At 65.3% G+C, this 20,443-nt stretch carries 16 protein-coding genes; 11 read left to right on the forward strand and 5 right to left on the reverse strand.

Annotation, left to right across the window (positions count from 1 at the left end; genetic code table 11):
- Positions 1-82 precede the first annotated feature (82 nt).
- The 5 genes from cobT to RPPS3_RS10770 all read left to right on the forward strand — a co-directional run bounded on the left by cobT (position 83) and on the right by RPPS3_RS10770 (position 5,252).
- Positions 83-1,147, forward strand: coding sequence for a nicotinate-nucleotide--dimethylbenzimidazole phosphoribosyltransferase (cobT, locus tag RPPS3_RS10750; protein WP_107344060.1), 1,065 nt, complete (start codon positions 83-85; stop codon positions 1,145-1,147).
- A complete protein-coding gene (locus RPPS3_RS10755; RefSeq protein WP_107344061.1) occupies positions 1,144-1,914 on the forward strand; it encodes an adenosylcobinamide-GDP ribazoletransferase in 771 nt (256 codons plus the stop codon). Before cobT ends, RPPS3_RS10755 begins: the two co-directional genes overlap by 4 nt.
- A gap of 86 nt (positions 1,915-2,000) precedes the next feature.
- Positions 2,001-3,575 (forward strand): cobyric acid synthase, encoded by a 1,575-nt coding sequence (locus tag RPPS3_RS10760; protein WP_107344062.1) that lies wholly within the window; start codon positions 2,001-2,003, stop codon positions 3,573-3,575.
- 30 nt (positions 3,576-3,605) lie between these two features.
- Positions 3,606-4,367, forward strand: coding sequence for a precorrin-6A synthase (deacetylating) (gene cobF, locus RPPS3_RS10765; RefSeq protein WP_107344063.1), 762 nt, complete (start codon positions 3,606-3,608; stop codon positions 4,365-4,367).
- 120 nt (positions 4,368-4,487) lie between these two features.
- Positions 4,488-5,252 (forward strand): type 1 glutamine amidotransferase, encoded by a 765-nt coding sequence (locus RPPS3_RS10770; protein ID WP_107344064.1) that lies wholly within the window; start codon positions 4,488-4,490, stop codon positions 5,250-5,252.
- Positions 5,253-5,256: 4 nt separating this feature from the next.
- Here RPPS3_RS10770 and RPPS3_RS10775 read toward each other — a convergent pair whose 3' ends face one another.
- Positions 5,257-6,906 (reverse strand): MFS transporter, encoded by a 1,650-nt coding sequence (locus tag RPPS3_RS10775; RefSeq protein ID WP_107344065.1) that lies wholly within the window; start codon positions 6,904-6,906, stop codon positions 5,257-5,259.
- A 338-nt stretch (positions 6,907-7,244) separates the two neighbouring features.
- On the opposite strand from RPPS3_RS10775, the gene RPPS3_RS10780 reads away from it, so the two are divergent.
- The 6 genes from RPPS3_RS10780 to RPPS3_RS10805 are packed head-to-tail and all read left to right on the forward strand — an operon-like array spanning position 7,245 to position 12,884.
- Positions 7,245-7,895, forward strand: a complete 651-nt coding sequence (locus RPPS3_RS10780) for a hydrolase (RefSeq protein ID WP_107344066.1) — start codon at positions 7,245-7,247, stop codon at positions 7,893-7,895.
- A gap of 24 nt (positions 7,896-7,919) precedes the next feature.
- Positions 7,920-8,210 (forward strand): XapX domain-containing protein, encoded by a 291-nt coding sequence (locus tag RPPS3_RS10785; protein WP_107344067.1) that lies wholly within the window; start codon positions 7,920-7,922, stop codon positions 8,208-8,210.
- A complete protein-coding gene (locus RPPS3_RS10790; RefSeq protein ID WP_107344068.1) occupies positions 8,207-10,087 on the forward strand; it encodes an amidohydrolase in 1,881 nt (626 codons plus the stop codon). The genes RPPS3_RS10785 and RPPS3_RS10790 overlap by 4 nt, the downstream gene beginning before the upstream one ends.
- 1 nt (position 10,088) lies before the next feature.
- Entirely contained in the window at positions 10,089-10,514 is a 426-nt protein-coding gene (locus tag RPPS3_RS10795; RefSeq protein WP_107344069.1) for a DoxX family protein, read from the forward strand.
- A gap of 19 nt (positions 10,515-10,533) precedes the next feature.
- A complete protein-coding gene (locus tag RPPS3_RS10800; protein ID WP_107344070.1) occupies positions 10,534-11,454 on the forward strand; it encodes a VOC family protein in 921 nt (306 codons plus the stop codon).
- Complete coding sequence (locus tag RPPS3_RS10805; protein ID WP_107344071.1) at positions 11,451-12,884, forward strand: alginate export family protein; 1,434 nt, start codon at positions 11,451-11,453, stop codon at positions 12,882-12,884. The genes RPPS3_RS10800 and RPPS3_RS10805 overlap by 4 nt, the downstream gene beginning before the upstream one ends.
- Before the next feature lie 72 nt (positions 12,885-12,956).
- Here RPPS3_RS10805 and RPPS3_RS10810 read toward each other — a convergent pair whose 3' ends face one another.
- The 4 genes from RPPS3_RS10810 to RPPS3_RS10825 all read right to left on the reverse strand — a co-directional run bounded on the left by RPPS3_RS10810 (position 12,957) and on the right by RPPS3_RS10825 (position 20,384).
- A complete protein-coding gene (locus RPPS3_RS10810) occupies positions 12,957-13,799 on the reverse strand; it encodes an alpha/beta fold hydrolase (RefSeq protein WP_011157660.1) in 843 nt (280 codons plus the stop codon).
- A 212-nt stretch (positions 13,800-14,011) separates the two neighbouring features.
- Positions 14,012-14,710 carry an alpha/beta fold hydrolase gene (locus tag RPPS3_RS10815; RefSeq protein ID WP_107344073.1) on the reverse strand — a complete coding sequence of 233 codons (699 nt, stop codon included), beginning with the start codon at positions 14,708-14,710 and terminating at the stop codon, positions 14,012-14,014.
- Positions 14,711-14,872: 162 nt separating this feature from the next.
- Positions 14,873-20,011, reverse strand: coding sequence for a trifunctional serine/threonine-protein kinase/ATP-binding protein/sensor histidine kinase (locus tag RPPS3_RS10820; RefSeq protein WP_107344074.1), 5,139 nt, complete (start codon positions 20,009-20,011; stop codon positions 14,873-14,875).
- Positions 19,998-20,384 carry a response regulator transcription factor gene (locus RPPS3_RS10825; RefSeq protein WP_107346554.1) on the reverse strand — a complete coding sequence of 129 codons (387 nt, stop codon included), beginning with the start codon at positions 20,382-20,384 and terminating at the stop codon, positions 19,998-20,000. Before RPPS3_RS10825 ends, RPPS3_RS10820 begins: the two co-directional genes overlap by 14 nt.
- Between the last annotated feature and the right edge of the window lie 59 nt (positions 20,385-20,443).

Consider the following 20,443-nt stretch of genomic DNA (forward strand, 5'->3'; position numbering starts at 1 on the left):
TGCTGTCGCCGCCACGATGGTCGTTCGACTGTCTTCACTGCCCGCCGTCACGGCGGCAGCATTCTTATTGTCGAGCCTCCGAATGCACGCGCCCTTGCTTGATCCACGCATCCTTTCCGTTTCGCCGGTCGATCCCTCCCATGAATCCGAGCTGCGGGCTCGGCTCGACGGCAAGGCGAAGCCGCCGGGCTCGCTCGGCCGGCTCGAAGAACTCGCCGTGCAGCTCGGGCTGATCTGGCATCCGGCGCCGCCGCGGGCTGAGCGTGCAACGGTGTTCATCTTTGCCGGCGATCACGGCCTCGCCGCCGATCGGGTGTCGCCGTATCCGGCGAGCGTGACACGCTCGATGGTCGAGGCGTATCTGGCAGATTGCGCCGGCGTGAACGTTCTGGCGAAAGCGGCGGCGACCGAGGTGCGGATCGTCGATGGTGGCATCGATGCCGACATGCCGCCACATCCCAAGCTGATCGATCGCAAGATCCGGCGCGGCACCCGCAATGCACGCCACGAACCGGCGATGACTCATCAGGAGGCGGCGCGCGCGATCACGGCAGCGGCCGATCTGGTGCGCGAGGATATTGTGGGTGGGCTCGACATCGTTGCGATCGGCGAGATGGGAATCGGCAACACAACGTCTGCTGCGCTGATCACCCACGCGCTGACTGGGGCTCCAATCATCGATTGCGTCGGACGCGGGGCCGGGATGGATGATGCCGGCGTCGCGCACAAGCGCGCCATCGTCGAGCAGGCGGCGGCGCGGGCGCAGCCCACCGCACCGCTCGACGTGCTCGCTGAGTTCGGCGGATTCGATATCGCGATGATGGCCGGCGCGGTGCTGGGCGCTGCGACTTCGCGGCGGCCGGTGGTGATCGACGGGTTCATCGCCAGCGCCGCTGCGCTGCTGGCGGTGCGGCTGCAGCCCGCGGCGCGCGATTACTGCGTATTCTCCCATCGCTCGGCCGAGCGCGGCCACCGTGTGCTGCTCGAAGCGATGCAGGCGACGCCGTATCTTGATCTCGGCTTGCGGCTCGGCGAGGGCACCGGTGCGCTGATGACCGTTCCGCTGCTGCGCGCCGCTGCCGGCATCCTCAACGATCTCGCCGCGCTGTCGGACGTGCTGGCGGGCCGGTTCGGATCGCGCGCGTGAGCCGGCAGATCCAATCCCTGCTCAACGCCGTGCAGTTCATGACGCTGGTGCCGACGCCGCGCGCCGCGCTGTTCGACGACGACTGGTTGCTGAGCGCATCGAAGTACTTTCCGCTGGTCGGCGCCGGGATCGGTCTTGTGTGCGGTGGCGTGCTGCTCGCAGGCTCGCTGATCTGGTCCGGCGTGGTGCCGGCGATGATGGCCGTCGCCGCTGGCGCGGCGCTCACCGGCGCGCTGCACGAAGACGGCATCGCCGACACAGCGGACGGCTTGTTTGGCGGCCGCACCCGCGAGCAGCGCCTGGCGCTGATCAAGGACAGCCGCCTCGGCCTCTATGGCGCGGTGGCGCTGGTCCTGAGTTTTGCGATCCGCGTGGCAGCGCTGGCGAGCCTGCCGCCGTGGCTTGGCGTCGCTACTCTGGTGGCCGGCTATAGTCTGGGGCGGACGGGCATCGTCGCGGCGATGTCGGCGCTGCCTTATGCCGGCGACGCGGCCACCGGCAAGCTGAACTATCCGACGCGCGCGATCAGTTCGGCAGGCTGGTTCGGTCTGGCTGCGTTCAGCGTGCTCGGGGCGCTGTGGCTGGTCATGCTCAATCCGCCGGCGGCGATCGTGGGGCTTCTGGTCGCGGGCGTGTTCGGGTTGGTGGCCCCGTGGATCGCGCTCCGGCTGATCGGCGGCTATCGCGGCGATGTGCTCGGCGCCACCGAACAGATGATCCAGATCGGCCTGCTCCTCGGCGTCGTGGCGATGGCCGGCCATGGCTGAGTGATACCGCGGCTGCCGATCACGTTCGAGCGCAGGCGCGGGCGCCTGCGCTGCTTCCTCTCAACTCCATGCCATCGAGTGGTTTCATGACCGACGCCCATGTCGAGGAGCTCATCTCCCGTATCCAATTCACGCTGCGCTCGACGGCCGGGCCCCGGCGCGCCCGCTCGCTGATGATCCAGGGCACCAGTTCGGACGTCGGCAAGAGCATGGTGGTCGCCGGGCTGTGCCGCGCCTTCGCCCGGCGTGGGTTGGTGGTTCGTCCGTTCAAGGCGCAGAACATGAGCAACAACGCCGCGGTCGCGTCCGACTCGGATCTGCCGCTCGGTCCGAACGGCGAACAAGTTCGAGGCGAGATCGGCCGCGCCCAGGCGCTGCAGGCGCGCGCCTGCGGCGTGGCGCCGTCGATTCACATGAACCCGGTGCTGCTGAAACCGCAGTCCGAGATCGGCGCCCAGGTGGTGCTGCGCGGACGCGTGCTCGGCAACTGCCCGGCGCGAATCTATCACCACATGCGGCAGCGGCTGATTCCGGCGGTGGTCGACAGCTTCGAGCGGCTCGCTGCCGAGGCTGATCTGGTGCTGGTCGAAGGCGCCGGCAGCGGCGCCGAGGTTTACTTGCGCGCCTCCGACATCACCAACATGCGGTTCGCCGAGGCGGCCGATCTGCCGGTCGTTTTCCTGTCCGACATCGATCGCGGCGGCACCATGGCGGCACTGGTCGGCAGCTACGTGCTGCTGAGCGAGGGCGATCGCGCCCGCGTCGTCGGCTATCTCATCAACAAGTTCCGCGGCGATTTCTCGCTGTTCGAACCCGGCTGCCGGACCATCACGGCGGAGACCGGCTGGCCGTTCCTCGGCGTGCTGCGCTGGTTTCCCGGCGCCGACCGGTTGCCGGCAGAAGACTCCCTGGCGCTGGAGCGCGCCGCAGCGGCGAGCCGGGGCAAGCTGAAGATCGCGGTGCCGCGGCTGCAGCGCGTTGCCAATTTCGATGACCTCGATCCGTTGGTGGCGGAGCCCGACATCGATCTGCAGTGGATTCAGCCGGGCTCGCCGATTCCGGCCGATGTCGATGTCGTGGTGCTGCCTGGCTCGAAGGCGACCCGCACCGAGCTCGATCTGATCCGGCGCGAGGGGTGGGATATCGACATTCACGCCCACGTCCGCCGCGGCGGCCGCGTTGTCGGTCTGTGTGCTGGCTTCCAGATGCTCGGCCGCGTGGTGCGCGATCCGCAGGGCATTGAAGGGCCCGTGGGCGAGACCGCCGGGCTTGGTTTGCTCGACATCGAGACCGAGATTTCTGGCGACAAGCGCCTGATTGAGATCGATGCGATCGATCGGGTCAGCGGGTGCCGCGTCGTTGGCTACGAGATGCATATGGGCCGGACCACCGGCCCAGGTCTGGCGCGGCCCTGGCTGAAGCTCAAGGAGGGCAGCACCGAGCGCGCCGAAGGCGCAGTCTCGGCGGACGGCCGCGTCATCGGCGGCTATCTGCACGGCATCTTCGGCGGCGATGCGTTCCGCTCTGCCTGGCTGGCACAGATCGGTGCTGCGTCGTCCGGGCTCGATTTCGAGCGGCGGGTGGAGGAGACGCTGGACGCGCTCGCCGATCATTGCGAAAGCAATCTCGATCTCGATGCCTTGCTGGCGCTGGCGCGGTGAAGCGGCGTTCGCGGGCGGAATAGGACGACGATGCGGAAGATCTTGTTGATCGGAATCGGGCCGGGCGGTCCGAACTACCTGACCCTTCAGGCTGTCGAGGCGCTGAACCGCGCGACCGTGTTCTTCATTCCCGACAAGGGAGAAGAAAAGGCCGAGCTGCGCCTGGCGCGCGAGCAGATCTGCGAGCGCTTCATCAAGACGCCGGGCTACCGCTTCGTCACCATCGACATCCCCAAGCGTGAAGCGCAGCCGCAGGATTATCGCGCTACGGTGGACGATTGGCACGCCCAGATCGCCGATCGGTTTCAGCACGCGATGACCGAGCAACTGTCGGAGGATGGTTGCGGCGCATTTCTGGTGTGGGGCGATCCGTCGCTTTACGACAGCACGATCCGCATTCTCGACCGGCTGCGCGCGGGCGGCATGGCGATCGACTACGAGATCATTCCCGGCATCACCGCGGTGCAGGCGCTGACGGCGCGTCATGGCATCGCGCTCAATGGCATCGGCGAACCCGTGACGGTGACGACAGGGCGCAAGCTCGCCGCCGCGGGGCGATGGTCGGGCGAGACAACGGTGGTGATGCTCGACGGCGAGGAGACTTTCACCAAGATCGACGCCGAGGGGGCCGAAATCTTCTGGGGCGCGAACCTCGGCATGGACGATGAAGTTCTGGTAGCCGGCAAGCTCCCGGAGATTGCGCCCGAGATTCAGCGTGTCCGCCGCCAGGTGCGTGCCGCCAAGGGCTGGGTGATGGACATCTATCTGCTCCGCAAAGCAGGGGAAACGTAGATTGGTACCGTCGCGCTTCGACGGGCGCTGCTCATTTATCGCGCTTGCTCGATGCCAGCGTATCGGCCAAAACCGCGCCATCGGTGGCGCGCATCACGCGCCGATCTGAGCGGGGCCGACATGAACAGCATCGCGACCAGCCCGAACCGAAGCGGACTGCGCTTCCTGGTGTTTCAGCACGTCGATGTCGAGCATCCTGGGATCTTCCGCGAGTTCTGGCGCGAAGCGGGGATCGTGTGGGATGCAGTCGAACTCGATGCAGGCGAACCGATCCCAGCGCTGGAGCCGTATGACGCTCTGATCGTGATGGGCGGCCCGCAAGACGTTTGGCAGGAAGACGAGCATCCTTGGCTGGTGCCGGAGAAGGCTGCGATCCGACGCTTCGTCCAGGAGCTTGGCCGGCCGTATCTTGGGATCTGCCTCGGGCATCAGTTGCTCGCGGCGGCGCTCGGCGGCGAAGTCCGTCTCGGCAAGACTCCTGAGGTTGGTCCGGGCGAAGTCGAGCTGACGGCGGCCGGCGCAACCGATCCGTTGTTCGCCGGTCTTTCCAGCCCGCTGCAGACCTTCCAATGGCATGGGGCCGAAGTCGCGACGTTGCCGGCCGGCGGCGAAGTGCTGGCGCGCAATGATGCTTGCGCGGTGCAGGCGTTCCGGTTTGGCCCTGCGGCGTACGGGCTGCAGTATCACGTCGAGATCACCGACCGCACCGTGCCTGAATGGCAGCAAATTCCCGCCTATGCGGCTTCGCTCGAGACGGCGCTCGGGCGCGAGCGTGCCGCGAAGCTTGCCGACGAGACCACTGGGCTCTTGCCCGGTTTTGCGGAGGCGGCGCGCCGGCTCAACGACAACTTCCTGCAGATCGTGACGCGCGCAGCGGCGCGCTAAGCCATCACGACGTCTGCGGCGGATGCGCCGGCTGCCGTTTGATGTGCCCATGCGGCGCGGCGATCAGATGCGTCACTTTTGGTTCGGCATCAAACAAGCGGATCTGCTCCTGAAGCACCCGATCTGCATTGGTGACGCGCTCGTGCTGGCGGAGATGCTCCAGCCATGAAGCGACCTTGAAGGTTTCGACAAAGCGGCCGGGATCGGCCGCATCCTCGAACACGCCCCATTGATAGGCGCCGTCGCGCCGCCGCTGCCGGCTGAGATGCCGCACCGCGCTGAGAAACGCCTCGCGATGGCTCGGCGCAATTCGGTACTCGACCGTGATCAGCACCGGGCCCTGATCCGGTTCGGCATCGATGCTGACGATCGGAGTCGGCCAGTGCATCGAGGGTGACAGATCGACGTCAGCGCCAGCTTTGAGTTTCCATCGCCAAGTCACCACAATGCCGAGCACTGCGCCCGCCGCAGCCGCGAAATGTGCGATCGGCAGGCCGAACGATGAGGCGATCTGGCCCCACAGCGCACTGCCTGCGGTCATCGCGCCGAAGAACACGGTGACGAACATCGCCAGGCCGCGTCCGCGGACCCAATCCGGCAGCACGACCTGCACCGAGACGTTGAGGCTGGCCAGCACGGCGATCCACGAGACGCCGGCGAGCAGGCACGCGGCGACAGCGAGTTCGACCTGCCGGGCAAGGCCGAGCATCACCAGACACAGCGCGGTGCCGAGCGTGCCGGCGGCCACCAGCCGGTCGGGGCCGAGCGCGGCCTTCAGCTTCGGCAGGGCGAGTGCGCCGCCGATCGCGCCGGCGCCGACTGCGCCGAGCAGGATGCCGTACAGTTCCGGCCCGCCGGCGATCCGCGATCGGGCCATCAGCGGGAGCAGCGCCCAATAGGCGCTGGCGAAGAAGAAGAACGCCACCGCGCGCACCAGCGTCGCGCGCAGCTCGGTATTGTGCCGGGCGTGACGGATGCCGGTGACCAGCGCTTCGATCAGCCGTTCCGGCGGCAGCGTGCCGCTGCGCGAATGAGCGGGGCGCCACCAAATCAGGGCGGCGATCACCGCAAGGTTGCTGACCGCATTGATCCAGAACGGCGCGGCGATGCCGAGGCTGCCGATCGCGACGCCGCCCAGCGCCGGGCCGATGGCGCGGCTGATATTGATGCCGACGCCGTTGCTGGCGACCGCAGAGGCGAGATCCTGCTTCGGCACCAGATCCGGCACGATCGATTGAAACGCCGGCGCGGCAAAGGCGGCGCCGGCGCCGAGCAGGAATGTGAACAGCAACAGCTGCGGCGGCGTCATCAGGCCAAACCACACCAGCGCCGCGCTGGCCCCGGCGAACACGGTCAGGACGATCTGCACCACGATCAAGAATTTGCGCTTGTCGACGATATCGGCGAGCGCACCCGCCGGAATGGCAAACAGGAAGATCGGCAGGTTGGACGCGACTTGCACGAGCGCGACCTGCAGCGGGTCGGCCTCCAGGCTGGTCATCAGCCAGCCGGAGGCGGCATTGAACATCCAGGTGCCGACGTTGGACACCACCGTTGCCGTCCACACCACCGTGAAGGCGATGTGGTGAAAGGCTGCCCAGGATGAGGGGCGTGGCGGAGCCTTCGTCTGCTGGCCGCCTTCAACACTGCTCATCGGTCCTCGCTGGGTTGAAGGCGCTCGTGATCTGTCCGGCGCTGGTTGCCAAAGCGGAAATCTATCGCGGCGGCGCCAAGCGAGATTGCAAGACCTTGATGCGGTTTGAATGTTTGAGTGCGGCGTCAGGCGCGAGAGGATCGCCCGTCATCAAGCCCGAACTCGCATGAGCTGTCCTGACCACCGCGGTGCACCTGCGGTGAGATGTCGTCGTCGGCGTGAGCAGGGCGCCGCGCGTTCGTGCAAGCGGTGACGGGTTCGTCCAAGCGATCTGTGCGCCGGGCAGGGCATGATCGCCCCCAGTTGCCTCAGCTCAGCCCCGAACTTGGAGAATTCCGATGTCGAAACTGGATATGCTCACGCCCGACAACAGCGCGATCGCGCTGATCGATTATCAGCCGGCGATGTATCAGGGCGTGCAGTCGCACGACCGTCTTGTGGTCTTCAACAATATCCAGATCCTCGCCAAGGCGGCGAAGCTGTTCAAGATCCCGACGGTGCTGACCACGGTGGCCAAGGATTCGTTCTCCGGCCCCTTCATGCCGGAAGTCACCGAGCTGTTTCCGAATCTCGACATCATCGACCGCACCTCGATGAATTCGTGGCTCGATCCGAATTTCCGTAAGGCCGTCGCTGCCACCGGGCGCAAGAAGTTCGTGATCGCCGGGCTTTGGACTGAAGCCTGCGTTATGTTCCCGACGCTCGACATGCTGAAAGAAGGCTACGAGATCTACATTCCGGCCGATGCTTGCGGCGATCTGTCGATGGAAGCGCACAACCGCTCGATGGAGCGCGCGATTCAGGCCGGCGCGGTGCCGATCACCTCCTGCCAGTACGCGTTCGAACTGCAGCAGGACTGGGCGCGCTCGGAGACCTATGAGGGCATGATGGACATCCTGCGGGCCCACTCGCCCTACGGCATCCAGATCCGTTTCTCCAAGTGGGCGCTCGGCGAACACGCCTCCGAGGGCGGCACCAAGGCCGCCTGACGCGATTGGCGCGGGGAGAGCACGATGAAAGTATATCTGCTGTCGCTCGGTGCCGGCCTGTTGGTCGGCATCATCTACAGCTTGCTCAACGTGCGCTCGCCCGCGCCTCCGCTGGTGGCGCTGATCGGACTGCTCGGCATTCTGGCCGGCGAGCAGATCGTGCCGGTGGCGCGCCAGATCATCTCCGGCCACAGCCTCGCGGCCGCATGGCGCGACGCCAGGTGCACGCCGCACATCTTCGGCATGCTGCCGAGCCGCCGCGCCGCTGAGACGTCCTCAACTTCCGAACCGCACCAGATGGAGAAGCACTCATGAGCACCGCGCCCGATATCATCCTGCATCGCGGCCTGTTCACGACGCTGGATCGGAGCAACCCGACCGCCAGTGCGGTGGCGATCTCGGACGGGCGGTTCACGGCGGTCGGGCACGACCGCGATGTCTTGCCGCTCGCTGGTCCTTCGACCCGCGTGATCGATCTGAAGGGCCGGCGGGTGCTGCCTGGCCTGATCGACAACCATCTGCACATCATCCGCGGCGGCCTGAATTTCAACATGGAGCTACGCTGGGATGGCGTCCGTTCGCTCGCCGATGCGATGAACATGCTGAAGCGCCAGGTGGCGATCACGCCACCGCCGCAATGGGTGCGCGTGGTCGGCGGCTTCACCGAGCACCAGTTCGCCGAAAAGCGGCTGCCGACGATCGACGAACTCAACGCAGTGGCGCCGGACACCCCGGTGTTCCTGCTGCATCTGTATGACCGCGCCATCCTCAACGGCGCAGCGCTGCGCGCGGTCGGCTACACTAAGGATACGCCGGAGCCGCCCGGCGGCGAGATCACCCGCGATGCCAACGGCAATCCCACGGGTCTGCTGCTCGCCAAGCCGAATGCCAACATCCTCTACGCAACGCTGGCGAAGGGGCCGAAGCTGCCGTTCGACTATCAGGTCAATTCCACCCGCCACTTCATGCGCGAACTGAACCGGCTCGGCGTCACCGGCGCGATCGACGCCGGCGGCGGCTTCCAGAACTATCCCGACGATTACGCGGTGATCCAGAAGCTCGACGAAGAAGGGCTGCTGACCATCCGGCTCGCCTACAATCTGTTCACGCAGAAGCCGAAGGGCGAAAAGGACGACTTCCTCAACTGGACCAAGACGTCCAAATACAAGCAGGGAAACGACTACTTCCGGCACAACGGTGCCGGAGAAATGCTGGTGTTCTCGGCCGCTGACTTCGAGGATTTCCGGGTGCCTCGCCCCGACATGCCGCCGGAGATGGAAGGCGAGCTCGAAGAGGTGGTACGCATCCTGGTGCAGAACAAATGGCCCTGGCGTCTGCACGCGACCTATGACGAGACCATCTCCCGCGCGCTCGACGTGTTCGAGAAGGTGAACCAGGACACGCCGCTCGACGGTCTGCACTGGTTCTTCGATCATGCCGAAACGATCTCGGATCGCTCGATCGACCGGATCGCGGCGCTTGGCGGCGGCATCGCGGTGCAGCACCGGATGGCGTATCAGGGCGAATATTTCGTCGAGCGCTACGGCTTCGGCGCCGCGGAGGCGACCCCGCCGGTGAAGCGTATCCTCGACAGCGGCGTTAAGGTCTCGGCCGGCACCGATGCGACCCGGGTCGCGTCCTACAATCCGTGGGTGTCGCTATCGTGGCTAGTGACTGGCCGCACTGTGGGCGGCCTGCGGATCACGCCGCAGCGGAACTGCCTCGACCGGGAAACCGCGCTGCGGATGTGGACCGAGAACGTCACCTGGTTCTCGAACGAGGAAGGCAACAAGGGGCGCATCGCCGTCGGCCAGCTCGCCGACGTGGTGGTGCCCGACCGCGACTATTTCTCCTGCAGCGAAGCCGAAATTGCCGATACGACCGCGCTGCTGACGATGGTCGGCGGCAAGGTAGTGTATGGCGCCGGCGAGTTCGCTACTCTCGACGACAGTGCGCCGCCGCCGGCGATGCCGGACTGGTCGCCGGTGCGCCGGTTCGGCGGCTATGCGGCCTGGGCGGACGACCAAAACGCCGCCAGCAAGGTCGCGGTACAGGCGATGACGTCGTGCGGCTGCGCCAACAGCTGCACGCTGCATGGCCACGATCACGCCACCGCGTGGTCGAGCAAGCTGCCGGTCTCCGATCTCAAGAGTTTCTGGGGCGCGCTGGGCTGCGCTTGCTGGGCGGTGTGAGGTGAGGCTGGCTGACGAGCCGAGGTGGGCGGCGACGATCCTGTCGTCGTCGCTGCTCTGGCACGCCGCGCGCTTCGCGCTGGTGTCCGGCTATCTGCTCGGCGGCGTGGTGAAGCTGTTCGACTTCGCCGGGGCTGTGGCCGAGCAGCAGAGGTTCGGCCTGCATCCCGGCTGGCTGTGGGCATCGCTCGCCATCATCGTCGAACTGGGTGGCTCGCTCCTGGTGCTCGCCGATCGGCTGGTCTGGTTTGGTGCCGGCGCGCTTGGCGTCCTGACCTTCGTGGCGATGCTGACGGCGAATGCGTTCTGGTCCGCGCCCGCGGCGGATCGTGGGATACAGGCAAACGCCTTCTTTGAACATCTCGGACTGATCGCCGGCTTCGTGCTGGTGGCGATGCTGTCCGACCAACGGCGATCGACGTCCTGATATTGGCGAGGAGACTTCCGTGAAACAGATCTCGAAACCCCTTCTGTTGCTGGCGATCGCCGCCGCGCTGAGTTCGCCGGCGGCGGCAAAGCAGACGCGCCATACCAACCCATCGGTCGCGGTCGCGCCGCAATACGACACCACACATGTCTATGTGGCACCCGAGGACGTCGACAAATTCGTGGCGAGCTTTCTCGCCACCTTCGGGGGCAAGAGCACCAAGCAGGTGGTCGCGACCGTGACGCCGACGCCGAGCAGCACGACCTCGCAGTTGCTGCAGACCCCGGTGGGCACGGTGTCGTTGTTCGGCTTCAAGACGCCGATCCCGTATCCGTTCGGCGGTGAGCGCAACGGCTATCTGGTCCGCGATATCGATGTGGCGATCAGGCAGGCGCGCGCAGCGGGCGCGTCCGTGATCGTGTCGACCTTCCCGGATCCGATCGGACGCGACGCGGTGGTGCAGTGGCCCGGCGGAGTCAACATGCAGCTGTATTGGCACACGACCAAGCCGGACTATGCCGCGTTCACTTCAGTCCCGGAGAACCGGGTGTATGTCGCGCCCGATCGGGCCGAGGCGTTCGTGCGCAGCTTCGTGAAGTTCTCGCACGGCCGGGTCGTGTCGGACAGCAGCGCCGCATCCGGCGCCGAGGTTGGGAAACCCGACGCCAAGTTCAAACGGATCCGGATCGAATCTGCATTCGGCAAGATGAGCGTGTTCGTCACCGACGGGCATTTGCCGTATCCTTACGGACACGAGACCACCGGCTATGAAGTCGCCGATCTGGAGGCGACGATGGCCAAGGCGAAGGAAGCAGGGGTGACGGTGCTGGTGCCGCCTTATTCGTTCGAGGACCGCAAGGCCGCGATGCTGCAATTCCCCGGAGGCTACGTGGCGGAGATCCACGCCGCGGCGCAGCGGCACGCGGCGGCAGCCGAGTGACGGCGGCCGGCGGAGAGCGCGGTGGAGATCGGCGCGCGGCGCGCTTGCGCTTCGTGCTGCTGGCCTCCGTCGCGCTCATCGCCTTCGGCCGTGTTGCCCGCGCGGCTGATGATGCCCCGGCGCGGCCCTCGATCCAGTCCAATCGGTGGGCAGAGGATTGGTCGGTGCTGGCCGATCCGAAGCTGCGGACCGAGCCGTTCGACTCCCTGAAATATGTGCCGCTGTGGGTATCTGATCCGAAGAGCTATGTTTCGTTCGGTGCCAATCTGCGCGAGCGGTTCGAGTTCAACGATGCCCCGGCGTTCGGCACCGGCGGCAATGCCCGCGACAGTTACGTCATCCAGCGGCTGCAACTCCACGCCGATGTGCATTTCGATGCCAACTGGCGGGCGTTCGTCCAGCTCGAGGACGATCGGGCGTTCGACAAGCTGAACGTGACCTCTGTCGATCAGGATCGGGTCGACCTGCGGCTGGCGTTTCTCGAATACACCAAGCAGTTCTCCGGCGGGCTGCTCAAGGCCCGCGTTGGTCGGCAAGACTTTGCCTTCGATCTGCAGCGCTTCGTCTCGTCGCGCGACGGGCCCAACGTTCGGCAATCGTTCGACGCGGTGTGGGCCGATTGGGAGACCGGCACCTGGCGGTTCATCGGATTCGTCAGCCGGCCGGTGCAGTATTTCGACGAGAGCCCGTTCGACGACCGCTCGTCCGATCAGTTCCGCTTCAGCACGCTCCGCATCGAACGTAAGGTGCTCGGCGACAACGAGCTATCAGGCTATTACTCGCTGTATGAACGTGCCGGCGCGCGCTATCTCGATGCCTTCGGTGATGAGCGCCGGCATATCTTCGACGTTCGCTTCGCCGGCAAGCAGGGGCCGCTCGATTGGGACCTCGAGGCGATGGGGCAGACCGGGCAGGTGGGGACCTCCGCTGCTCGGGCCTGGGCGGTGGGTGCCCGCGCCGGCTACACGCTGCCCGCCGCCTGGCAGCCGCGGCTCGGGCTGCAGTTCGATGCGGCGTCTGGTGACGATCACCCGAAAGACGGCGTGCTCGGCACCTTCAATCCCTTGTTCCCGAACGGCTATTACTTCACGCTGGCTGGCTTCACCGGCTATTCGAACCTCGTTCATCTCAAGCCGTCGATCACCGTCTCGCCGGCAAGCCGGCTCAAGTTGATGGCGGCGGTTGGTCTGCAATGGCGCGCGACCACGGCGGACGCGATCTACGTTCAGCCGAGTGTGCCGGTGGCCGGCACTGCAGGGGCCGGCAGCGCTTGGACCGGCGCCTACGGCCAGCTCCGCCTCGACTACGCCTTCGATGCGCATCTCACCGGCGCGATCGAAGCGGTGCATTTCGAAGTCGGCGACACCATCCGCACCGCCGGTGGCCGCAGCAGCGACTATCTCGGCGCACAGTTACAATACGGGTGGTAGACGTCAGGCAACACGCAACGGCCCGGCGCGACGATGGGTCGGGCCGGGCCGCTGCTTGGTTGGCGTGGGGCCTTATTCCTTCACGAACGCCAGCAGGTCGGCGTTCAGCACGTCGGCATGGGTGGTGAGCATGCCGTGCGGATAGCCCGGATAGGTTTTCAGCTTGCCGTTCTTCAGTAGCTTGACCGACAGCTTCGCGGAGTCCTCGATCGGCACGATTTGGTCGTCCTCGCCGTGCAGAACCAGCGTCGGCACGGTGATGGCCTTCAGGTCGTCGGTCTGGTCGGTCTCGGAGAACGCCTTGATGCCGTCATAGTGGGCCTTGGCGCTACCCATCATGCCCTGGCGCCACCAGTTGTTGACGACGCCCGGCATCGTCTTCGCATCAGGTCGGTTGAAGCCGTAGAAAGGCCCGGCCGGGACGTCGAGGAAGAACTGCGCACGATTGCCCGCGAGCGCCTTGCGGAAGCCGTCGAACACCTCGATCGGCAGGCCGCCGGGGTTCTTCTCGGTCTTCAGCATCAGCGGTGGCACGGCAGAGACCAGCACGGCCTTGGCGACCCGGCCCTGCGGCTCACCGAACTTGGCGACGTAACGCGCGACTTCACCGCCGCCGGTCGAGTGACCGATGTGCACGGCCTTCTTCAGGTCGAGATGCTCGGCGACTGCGGATGCGTCGGCCGCGTAGTGATCCATGTCGTGGCCGGTGTCGACTTGAGACGAGCGGCCATGGCCACGGCGATCATGAGCGACCACGCGATAACCGTTGGCCAGGAAGAACAGCATCTGTGCGTCCCAATCGTCGGACGACAGCGGCCAGCCGTGATGAAACACGATCGGCTGGGCCTGCTTCGGGCCCCAATCCTTGTAGAAGATGTCGACGCCGTCCTTGGTCTTGACGAATCCGCTGCTCATTCGTTGGTCTCCTTGTGAAGGTCGCTGAGGGTGGGCCGGCTGTGCGATGGCGGTGCTGGGAAGAAGAGCGACGCAGGCGGCACCCACGATCGCGTCACGCCGGGTGATGTGGAGAGCGCTGGGGTGCAGCGCTCGTGACGATCCCGGCACATTCTCGTGATCAGGAGTGCTCATCGGTGGTCTCCAGGTTGAGGGGCTTGGCAGCGTATGGCTTAGCCCGCCACGGTGCGTACGGCGTCGAGGATCACGTCAGCGACGGCCTGCGGCTGCGACAAAATGGACAGATGGCTCGCCTTCAGCTCGGTGGTCTTGGCCTTCAGGCGGACGGCGAGTTCGCGTTCGAGCTCGACGCTGACGATGCGGTCGTCGGTCGAGACGATGTACCAGTTCGGCCGGGTTTCCCACGCAGCCTTGCTGATCCTGTCGGCGAAGGTGGTGGTCGGCAGCGGCGGCTGCAGCACCGCAAGCACGCGCGCTTCGTCTTCCGAAAGATCCTGCGCGACGTCGTTGACCCATCCTGCTTCGCTGAGCTTGAGATGGCCGTGGCCGTCATCGACGATCTGGCTCAGGCCCGGCGGCGACGGATGCGAGCCGACGAGATCGCCGACGGATTCGCCGACCTTCGGCGGCAGGGCGGCGACGAATACCAAGGCTTTGACCTTCGGGTCGTTTCCGGCCTGGGTAATCACCGCGCCGCCCCAGCTATGGCCCACGAGCACGACGTCGCCCTGAATGCTGTCGAGCACGATCCTGGTGGCTTCGACGTCCGCGGCGAGGGATGTGGTCGGATTCTGTACCGCGACCACCGGGATGCCCTGGCTGAGGAGATAAGGGATCACGAGCCGCCAGCTTGAACCATCGGCCCAGGCGCCATGCACCAGCACCACTGTGGGAGAGGACGAATTTGGCATCGCGTGACTCCTCGTTGAGACCGTATCTCGGCGACCTTGATCTAAGGCGTATGTGCCGGCGGCTCTTGTCGGTTCGCACGAGAACTTGGATGTTCGGATGATGGACGCGCGGCGTCGTCCGGCAGGCACTTGCTGCGGCGAAAGCGAGCCGTGCAACCGGACTTAAGCTGATCGCGGGAGCGTGAACTGAAAACGCGCGCCGTGCGGTTTCAGCGAGGTGGCGAGCAGCCGCCCGCCATGGGCTTCGACGATCGATTTGCTGATCGATAGGCCCATCCCCATGCCTTGCGGCTTGGTCGTCACCAGCGCTTCGAACAACTGATCAATCCGGTCCTCATCGAAGCCGAGACCGTTATCCGTGACGCTGACGGTGACGCTGCCCGGATCGCTGGTGGCGCTGGCGACCGTCAGCACTCGGCGGCCTTCGATCGTCGCCATCGACTCGATTGCATTCATCGCGAGGTTGAGCAGCACCTGCTGGAGCTGAACTCTGTTGCCGAGCACGACCGCGTCACCACCACCGAGCCGGAACTCGAGATGAATGCTGTGATGGCGCAGCTCGCTCTGGATGATCGACAGAATCTCCCGGGCCACGTCGTTGATGTCGAGCGGAGCCATTTGTGGCGACGCTTTCACTGCAAGCCCGCGGATGGTCTGAACCACGTCCGCGGCACGCCGGCCGTTTTCGATCACCCGGCTCGCCGCGTTCTTGGCCTCGTCGATCGACGGCTGTTCGTTGTTGAGCCAGCGCAGGCAGACGTCGGCATTTGTGATGATCGCGGTGAGGGGCTGGTTGATCTCATGGGCGATCGAGATCACCAGTTCGCCGATGGCAGTCAGGCGCGACATCCGCATCAATTCGGACTGCGATTTTTGCAACGCGTCGACCAGTGCGTCCTTCTCTTCTAGGAAGGCGTTCTTCAGCGACATTGCCGCCTGCGAGGACAGCAGCTTGAGCACCGACAGTTTGCCGGGCGTGAACACGCCGGCAGCGAGATTGTTCTCCAGAAAGATGAGTCCGATCAGCTTGCTGCGCTTCATCAGCGGGAGGCACAGGACTGATCGCGCCTTCAGCCGGGCCACATAAGGGTCATCAGCAAACCGGCTGACAAGAGCGTCGTCGATGGTGATGGCCTCGCCGGTGCGGGCGACGAAGTTGACGATCGATCGAGGCAGTTCGTCTGTCGATGCGATGTCGTCGCGCAGGACGACCTCGATCCCGGATTCGGCGGTCCTGGCTTCGGCCCGGATCGACAGTTCGTCATCCTGTGGCAGGATCAGCAGGCCTCGCTGCGCGCCCGCGTGCTCGAGCACCAAGGTCATCAGAGTTTCCATCAGCCTCGGCACGCCGGATTCGTTGGAGACTGCCTCGGAGGTGCGCAGCACGGCGGCGAGGTCGAAGCTCTCGGCGATGCTTGAAGGAACTTGAGCCGATGCGGAAAGCGCGGCGACGACGTCCGGATACAGGCGATCGATCTGGGCGGCCTTGGCGAACGCCCCCCATTGCTGATAGCCGTCGCGCGCCTTGGCGAGATGGGCGTGGTAGGCGGTGTCGAGGCCCTGTTGCCGGCAGAAGCATGCGGCCAGTTCGTGGGCGATGGCTTCGACCTGCGAGACCCGGCCGCGGTGCGACGACGAGATCGCCTGCTGATATAGCCGCAGCGCTTCGAACGGGCGTTGCTGCAGCCGCGCGACTTCGGCTTCCAGCAGCGCCCGCGCTCCTTTGTAGTTCTCGGGATTATGGATTTCCCAGGTGGCCATTTGCCGATGTGCGTCGGCCAACAGTTCGGCGAGTTCGGCATACGGCGCGGGCGGCGTAGGCGAGTCCATGTTGGCGGCGCTGATCACGCCGACATAGAAATAGTAGATTGAATATTCGTGGTGGCCGACGGTGCTCCACAGCAGCGGCTGAGCCTTGCGCAGCGCTGCGAATGCCGCGACGTAATCACCGGCGAAATACAGCGCCTGCATCTTGCGGATCCAGAACCAGCACAACGCGATGTCTAGGCTACGGTTCGCCGCCAGCTCGCGGGCGAATTGCTCTTCGTCGAAGCCCTCACTGCTGAGCGAGCCGAATGCTGCGGTCTCGCCGCGCAGCGATCGCAGGAACTGCAGCTGCGTGGTGATGATGTGGACAATCAGGCCGAACTTCGCCCGCTTCATCAGCGCAAGCCGGGCGGAGGCCTCGACTTCGACTTCGTCGAGCGGATCGCCGGCCGACAGCCGGTTGGTGATCAGGGTGCACGACGAGAAGCCCGCATAGGTCAGATCGCCGGTCTCGTTGGCCTCCTCGAAAGCGCGCCGCAGATAGGGTTGTGCCTCGTGCAGGGGGCGAGCCCAAGGCAACACATGGGCGCCGTAGGTCAGGTGGACGCGCGCCTTGTATTGGCCGAAGCCGCGGGTTTCGACCAGGCGTAGCCCGAGGTCGCCAAATTGGAGAGCGGCGGCGTAGTCGCCGAAGCAGGGGCCGACGACCATGCCGAGATACGCATAGGCGAGGGCGGAAGCATCCGTGTTGCCGTGCTGAATGCTGAGATTGGCCATTCGGCACAGCAGCAGGCATACCAGATTGAGATCGGTAAAGAACGCCGGCGCCAGCGCCGCCGTCATCACCGACAGCGCAGCCGATCGAGGACGGTCGCTCGAAATCGGAAGATCGAGCAGGGAGTCGATACTGCGGCCGCCGAGGCGCTGGTTCAGCAGTTGGTATTCGGCGCTCGCCTCCTCGCGGTCCGGATGCCGCGACCAGACGATGCCGACGTCGCGCAAATAGGCGAGACACGCCTCGATTGCGAGATCGCTGCGATCCATCGCGGTATAGAGCGTGATCTGCAGCGCGACCACGGCAGCAATTGCGATTTCGCCACGTGCCTTGGTGACGAGATCGCGCAACCGCTCTTCTGCTTCCGTCAGGGCGCCGGTCAGAAACTCGCATTCGGCGAGCTGATATTCGACGTCGTAGGCCAGATCGGGTTGCTCGGCCCATCGATTCTCGCCGAGCAGGGTGAGCGCTGCCGCGAGGTAGACCCGCGCCGAACTGTAGGCGATCGCCTTCTTGGCGGCGCGGCCGGCTTTCAGATTGTAGCCGGCGGCCAGCACCATCTCGGAGCGGGACGACAGCAGCGACGCCCCGAGATTGTAGTGATTGGCGATGCTGAACAAGGCGTCGGACGAGCTCGGAACGGAATTGGCAAGGTGTCTGGCGATCGCCAGATGCTCGGCCGGCAAATCCGAAGGATCGATCAGCCGATAGGCGGCTTCGCGCACGCGGTCATGCACGAACCGGTAATCGTTCTCGGTACGCAGCAGCAGTTCGTTGGCGACGAGGTCCTGCAGCGCGCTGTGGACTTCCTCCACGGTGATGTCGCGGAGCTGCGCCAGCAGGCAGGCTTCGGCGTTCATACCGAGAGCGGAGAACGTCTGCAGCACGTCTCGGGTGCGGGACGGGAGCCGGTGGAGCTTGCGGCTCATCAGATCGACGACGTTGTCGGTGAAGCCCTTCTGGTCGATCAGATCGATGTTCCAGATCCACTCGTGATGCAGCAGATGGAAGCTCACGAGCTGCTCGTCGACCAGGGACGAAAAGAACTGAATCGCGAAGAATGGATTGCCGCCCGTCTTGCGATGGATCAGTTCTGCCAGCGGGACGACATGGTCGGCCTCGGCGCGCAGCACGTCGGCGACCAGCGCGCAGATGTCGTCTGCGCTGAGCGAAGCGAGGCGGATCTCCTCGATATGCGACACGCTGCGCCGGATCTCCGCCAGCGCGCATGAGAGCGGATGGCTGTCGTCCACTTCATTATCGCGGTAGGCACCGACGACGAGAAGATGACGGGTGTCGATGTTTTGCGCGAGCCGCGCCAGAAATTCCGAGGTCGCCTTGTCTAGCCATTGCAGGTCGTCGAGGAACAGCACCAGCGGATGCTCGGCACGTGCGATCGCGGCGAGGAGGCGGGCCAGCACAGCTTCGAACAGGCTCTTGCTCTCCTGCGGCGGCAACTCCGGCAGCGGCGGCTGATCGCCGATCACCAAGGCGAGGTCCGGGACCAGATCGACCATCAGCTCGCCGTGCTCGCCGACCGCGTCCTGCAGCGTGATGCGCCAATGGTCGAGCGTCGCGGAGTCGAGGCCGAGGATCTGGCGCACCAGGGAGCGAAAGGCTTGGGCCAGGGTGGCGAATGGGATGTCGCGCTTGTACTGATCAAACTTGCCGGCGATGAACCAGCCATTGGTCGGCGCAAGGCTCTTGCGCAGTTCGTTGACCACCGATGATTTGCCGGCGCCGGAATATCCAGAGATCAGGACCCATTCGGTGGTGCCGGTCGAGGCGGCGCGATGATAGGCGGACAGGATCACGTTGATCTCGGCCTCGCGGCCGTACAGCTTCTCCGGCATTCGGACGATGCCGGCGGCGTCGTGCTCGGTCAGACGGACGCCGGCCGTTGTGCCGTTGGTCTCCCACGCCGCGAGGCAGGCCCGCAGATCGCGCTCGACGGCGAGCGCGGTCTGATAGCGGTCATCCGCTGATTTTTCGAGCAGCCGAAATGCAATCCGTTCGATCGCGATGGTGGCCGCGGAAGCATTCGGCAGCGGGTTCGGTCGGCGGGCGATGTGATAGTGGATCCACTGGCCCGGGCTGGAGGCGAAGAACGGTAGGCTGCCCGAGGCCAGCATCTGGTAGAGCAGAATGCCGAAAACATAGAGATCGCTCCGCGCATCGATCGAGCGATTGAGCCGCCCGGTTTGTTCCGGCGACATGTAGGTCGGCGATCCGATCTCACTCCCAGCGATATCGGGACGTTCGCGGTTGAGCCGCGAGGCGCAGGCGAGACATGTCAGCCAAACCCGATCGGATTGGTCGATCCAGACCGCGGCCGGATTCAGATTGCGGTGGATCAGGCCTTGGCCGTGAATGTGTCCGAGCGCCTGCGCGATGCCGATGCCCCAACGTAACAGCCGCGCCACCGGCAGCGGCTGCCCAAGCTTCTCGGACAAAGGCTGGGCGTCGTGGTCATCGATGATCAGCGCGGCGCGGCCGTCGATCGTCACCAGTTCGCTCGGGCGGAGGACGTAATCAGCATCGAGATCGCGGGTGAGGGCGAATTCACGGGCAAGCTGCTGTGCCGCTGGCGGATCGTCGAGATCGGCCATCACCACCAGGTTCGGTGGAGCCATGCTGTCGGCTTGGCGCCGAAAGACGCTCAAGCCGCCTTCGCGCCGCACCAACTCCATCGGGGCGTCGATCTGTTTCACGGCACCGATCCAGTTGTGGCGCTCGGCCTGCCAATCAGGCCCGGCCATCAGGGCCGGATGCCAGCGCGCGCTGAATGCAGTGTACCAGAGTTTCCGCGTCGAAAGGCTTGCTCAGGAATCCGATCGCGCCGAGGGCGCGGGCTCTAGCTTCGATCCTCTCGTCCGGGAACGCGGTAATGTAGATTACCGGAGGCGCGCCACCTTCGGCGGTCAAACGAGCGTGCAGGTCGAGGCCGCTGACTTCGGCCATCTGCACGTCTGTGATCAGGCAAGAGGTCGTCGAGCGGGCGTCGGAGGCCAGGAATTGCGGCGCGGATCCAAAGCCGCGCGCCGTGTGTCCGAGCGAGCGGATCAATCCTTCGATGGCGATCCGGACGTTTTCGTCGTCGTCTATCACCGTAACGATCTTGCCGATGGTCATTTCTGCCATCCTCAAGAGTGATGCAGCACGAGCCGACGTCGAGGGACTCTGGGGCACCC

It is taken from the genome of Rhodopseudomonas palustris (genome assembly GCF_003031265.1).
Classification (GTDB): Bacteria; Pseudomonadota; Alphaproteobacteria; order Rhizobiales; family Xanthobacteraceae; genus Rhodopseudomonas; species Rhodopseudomonas palustris_H.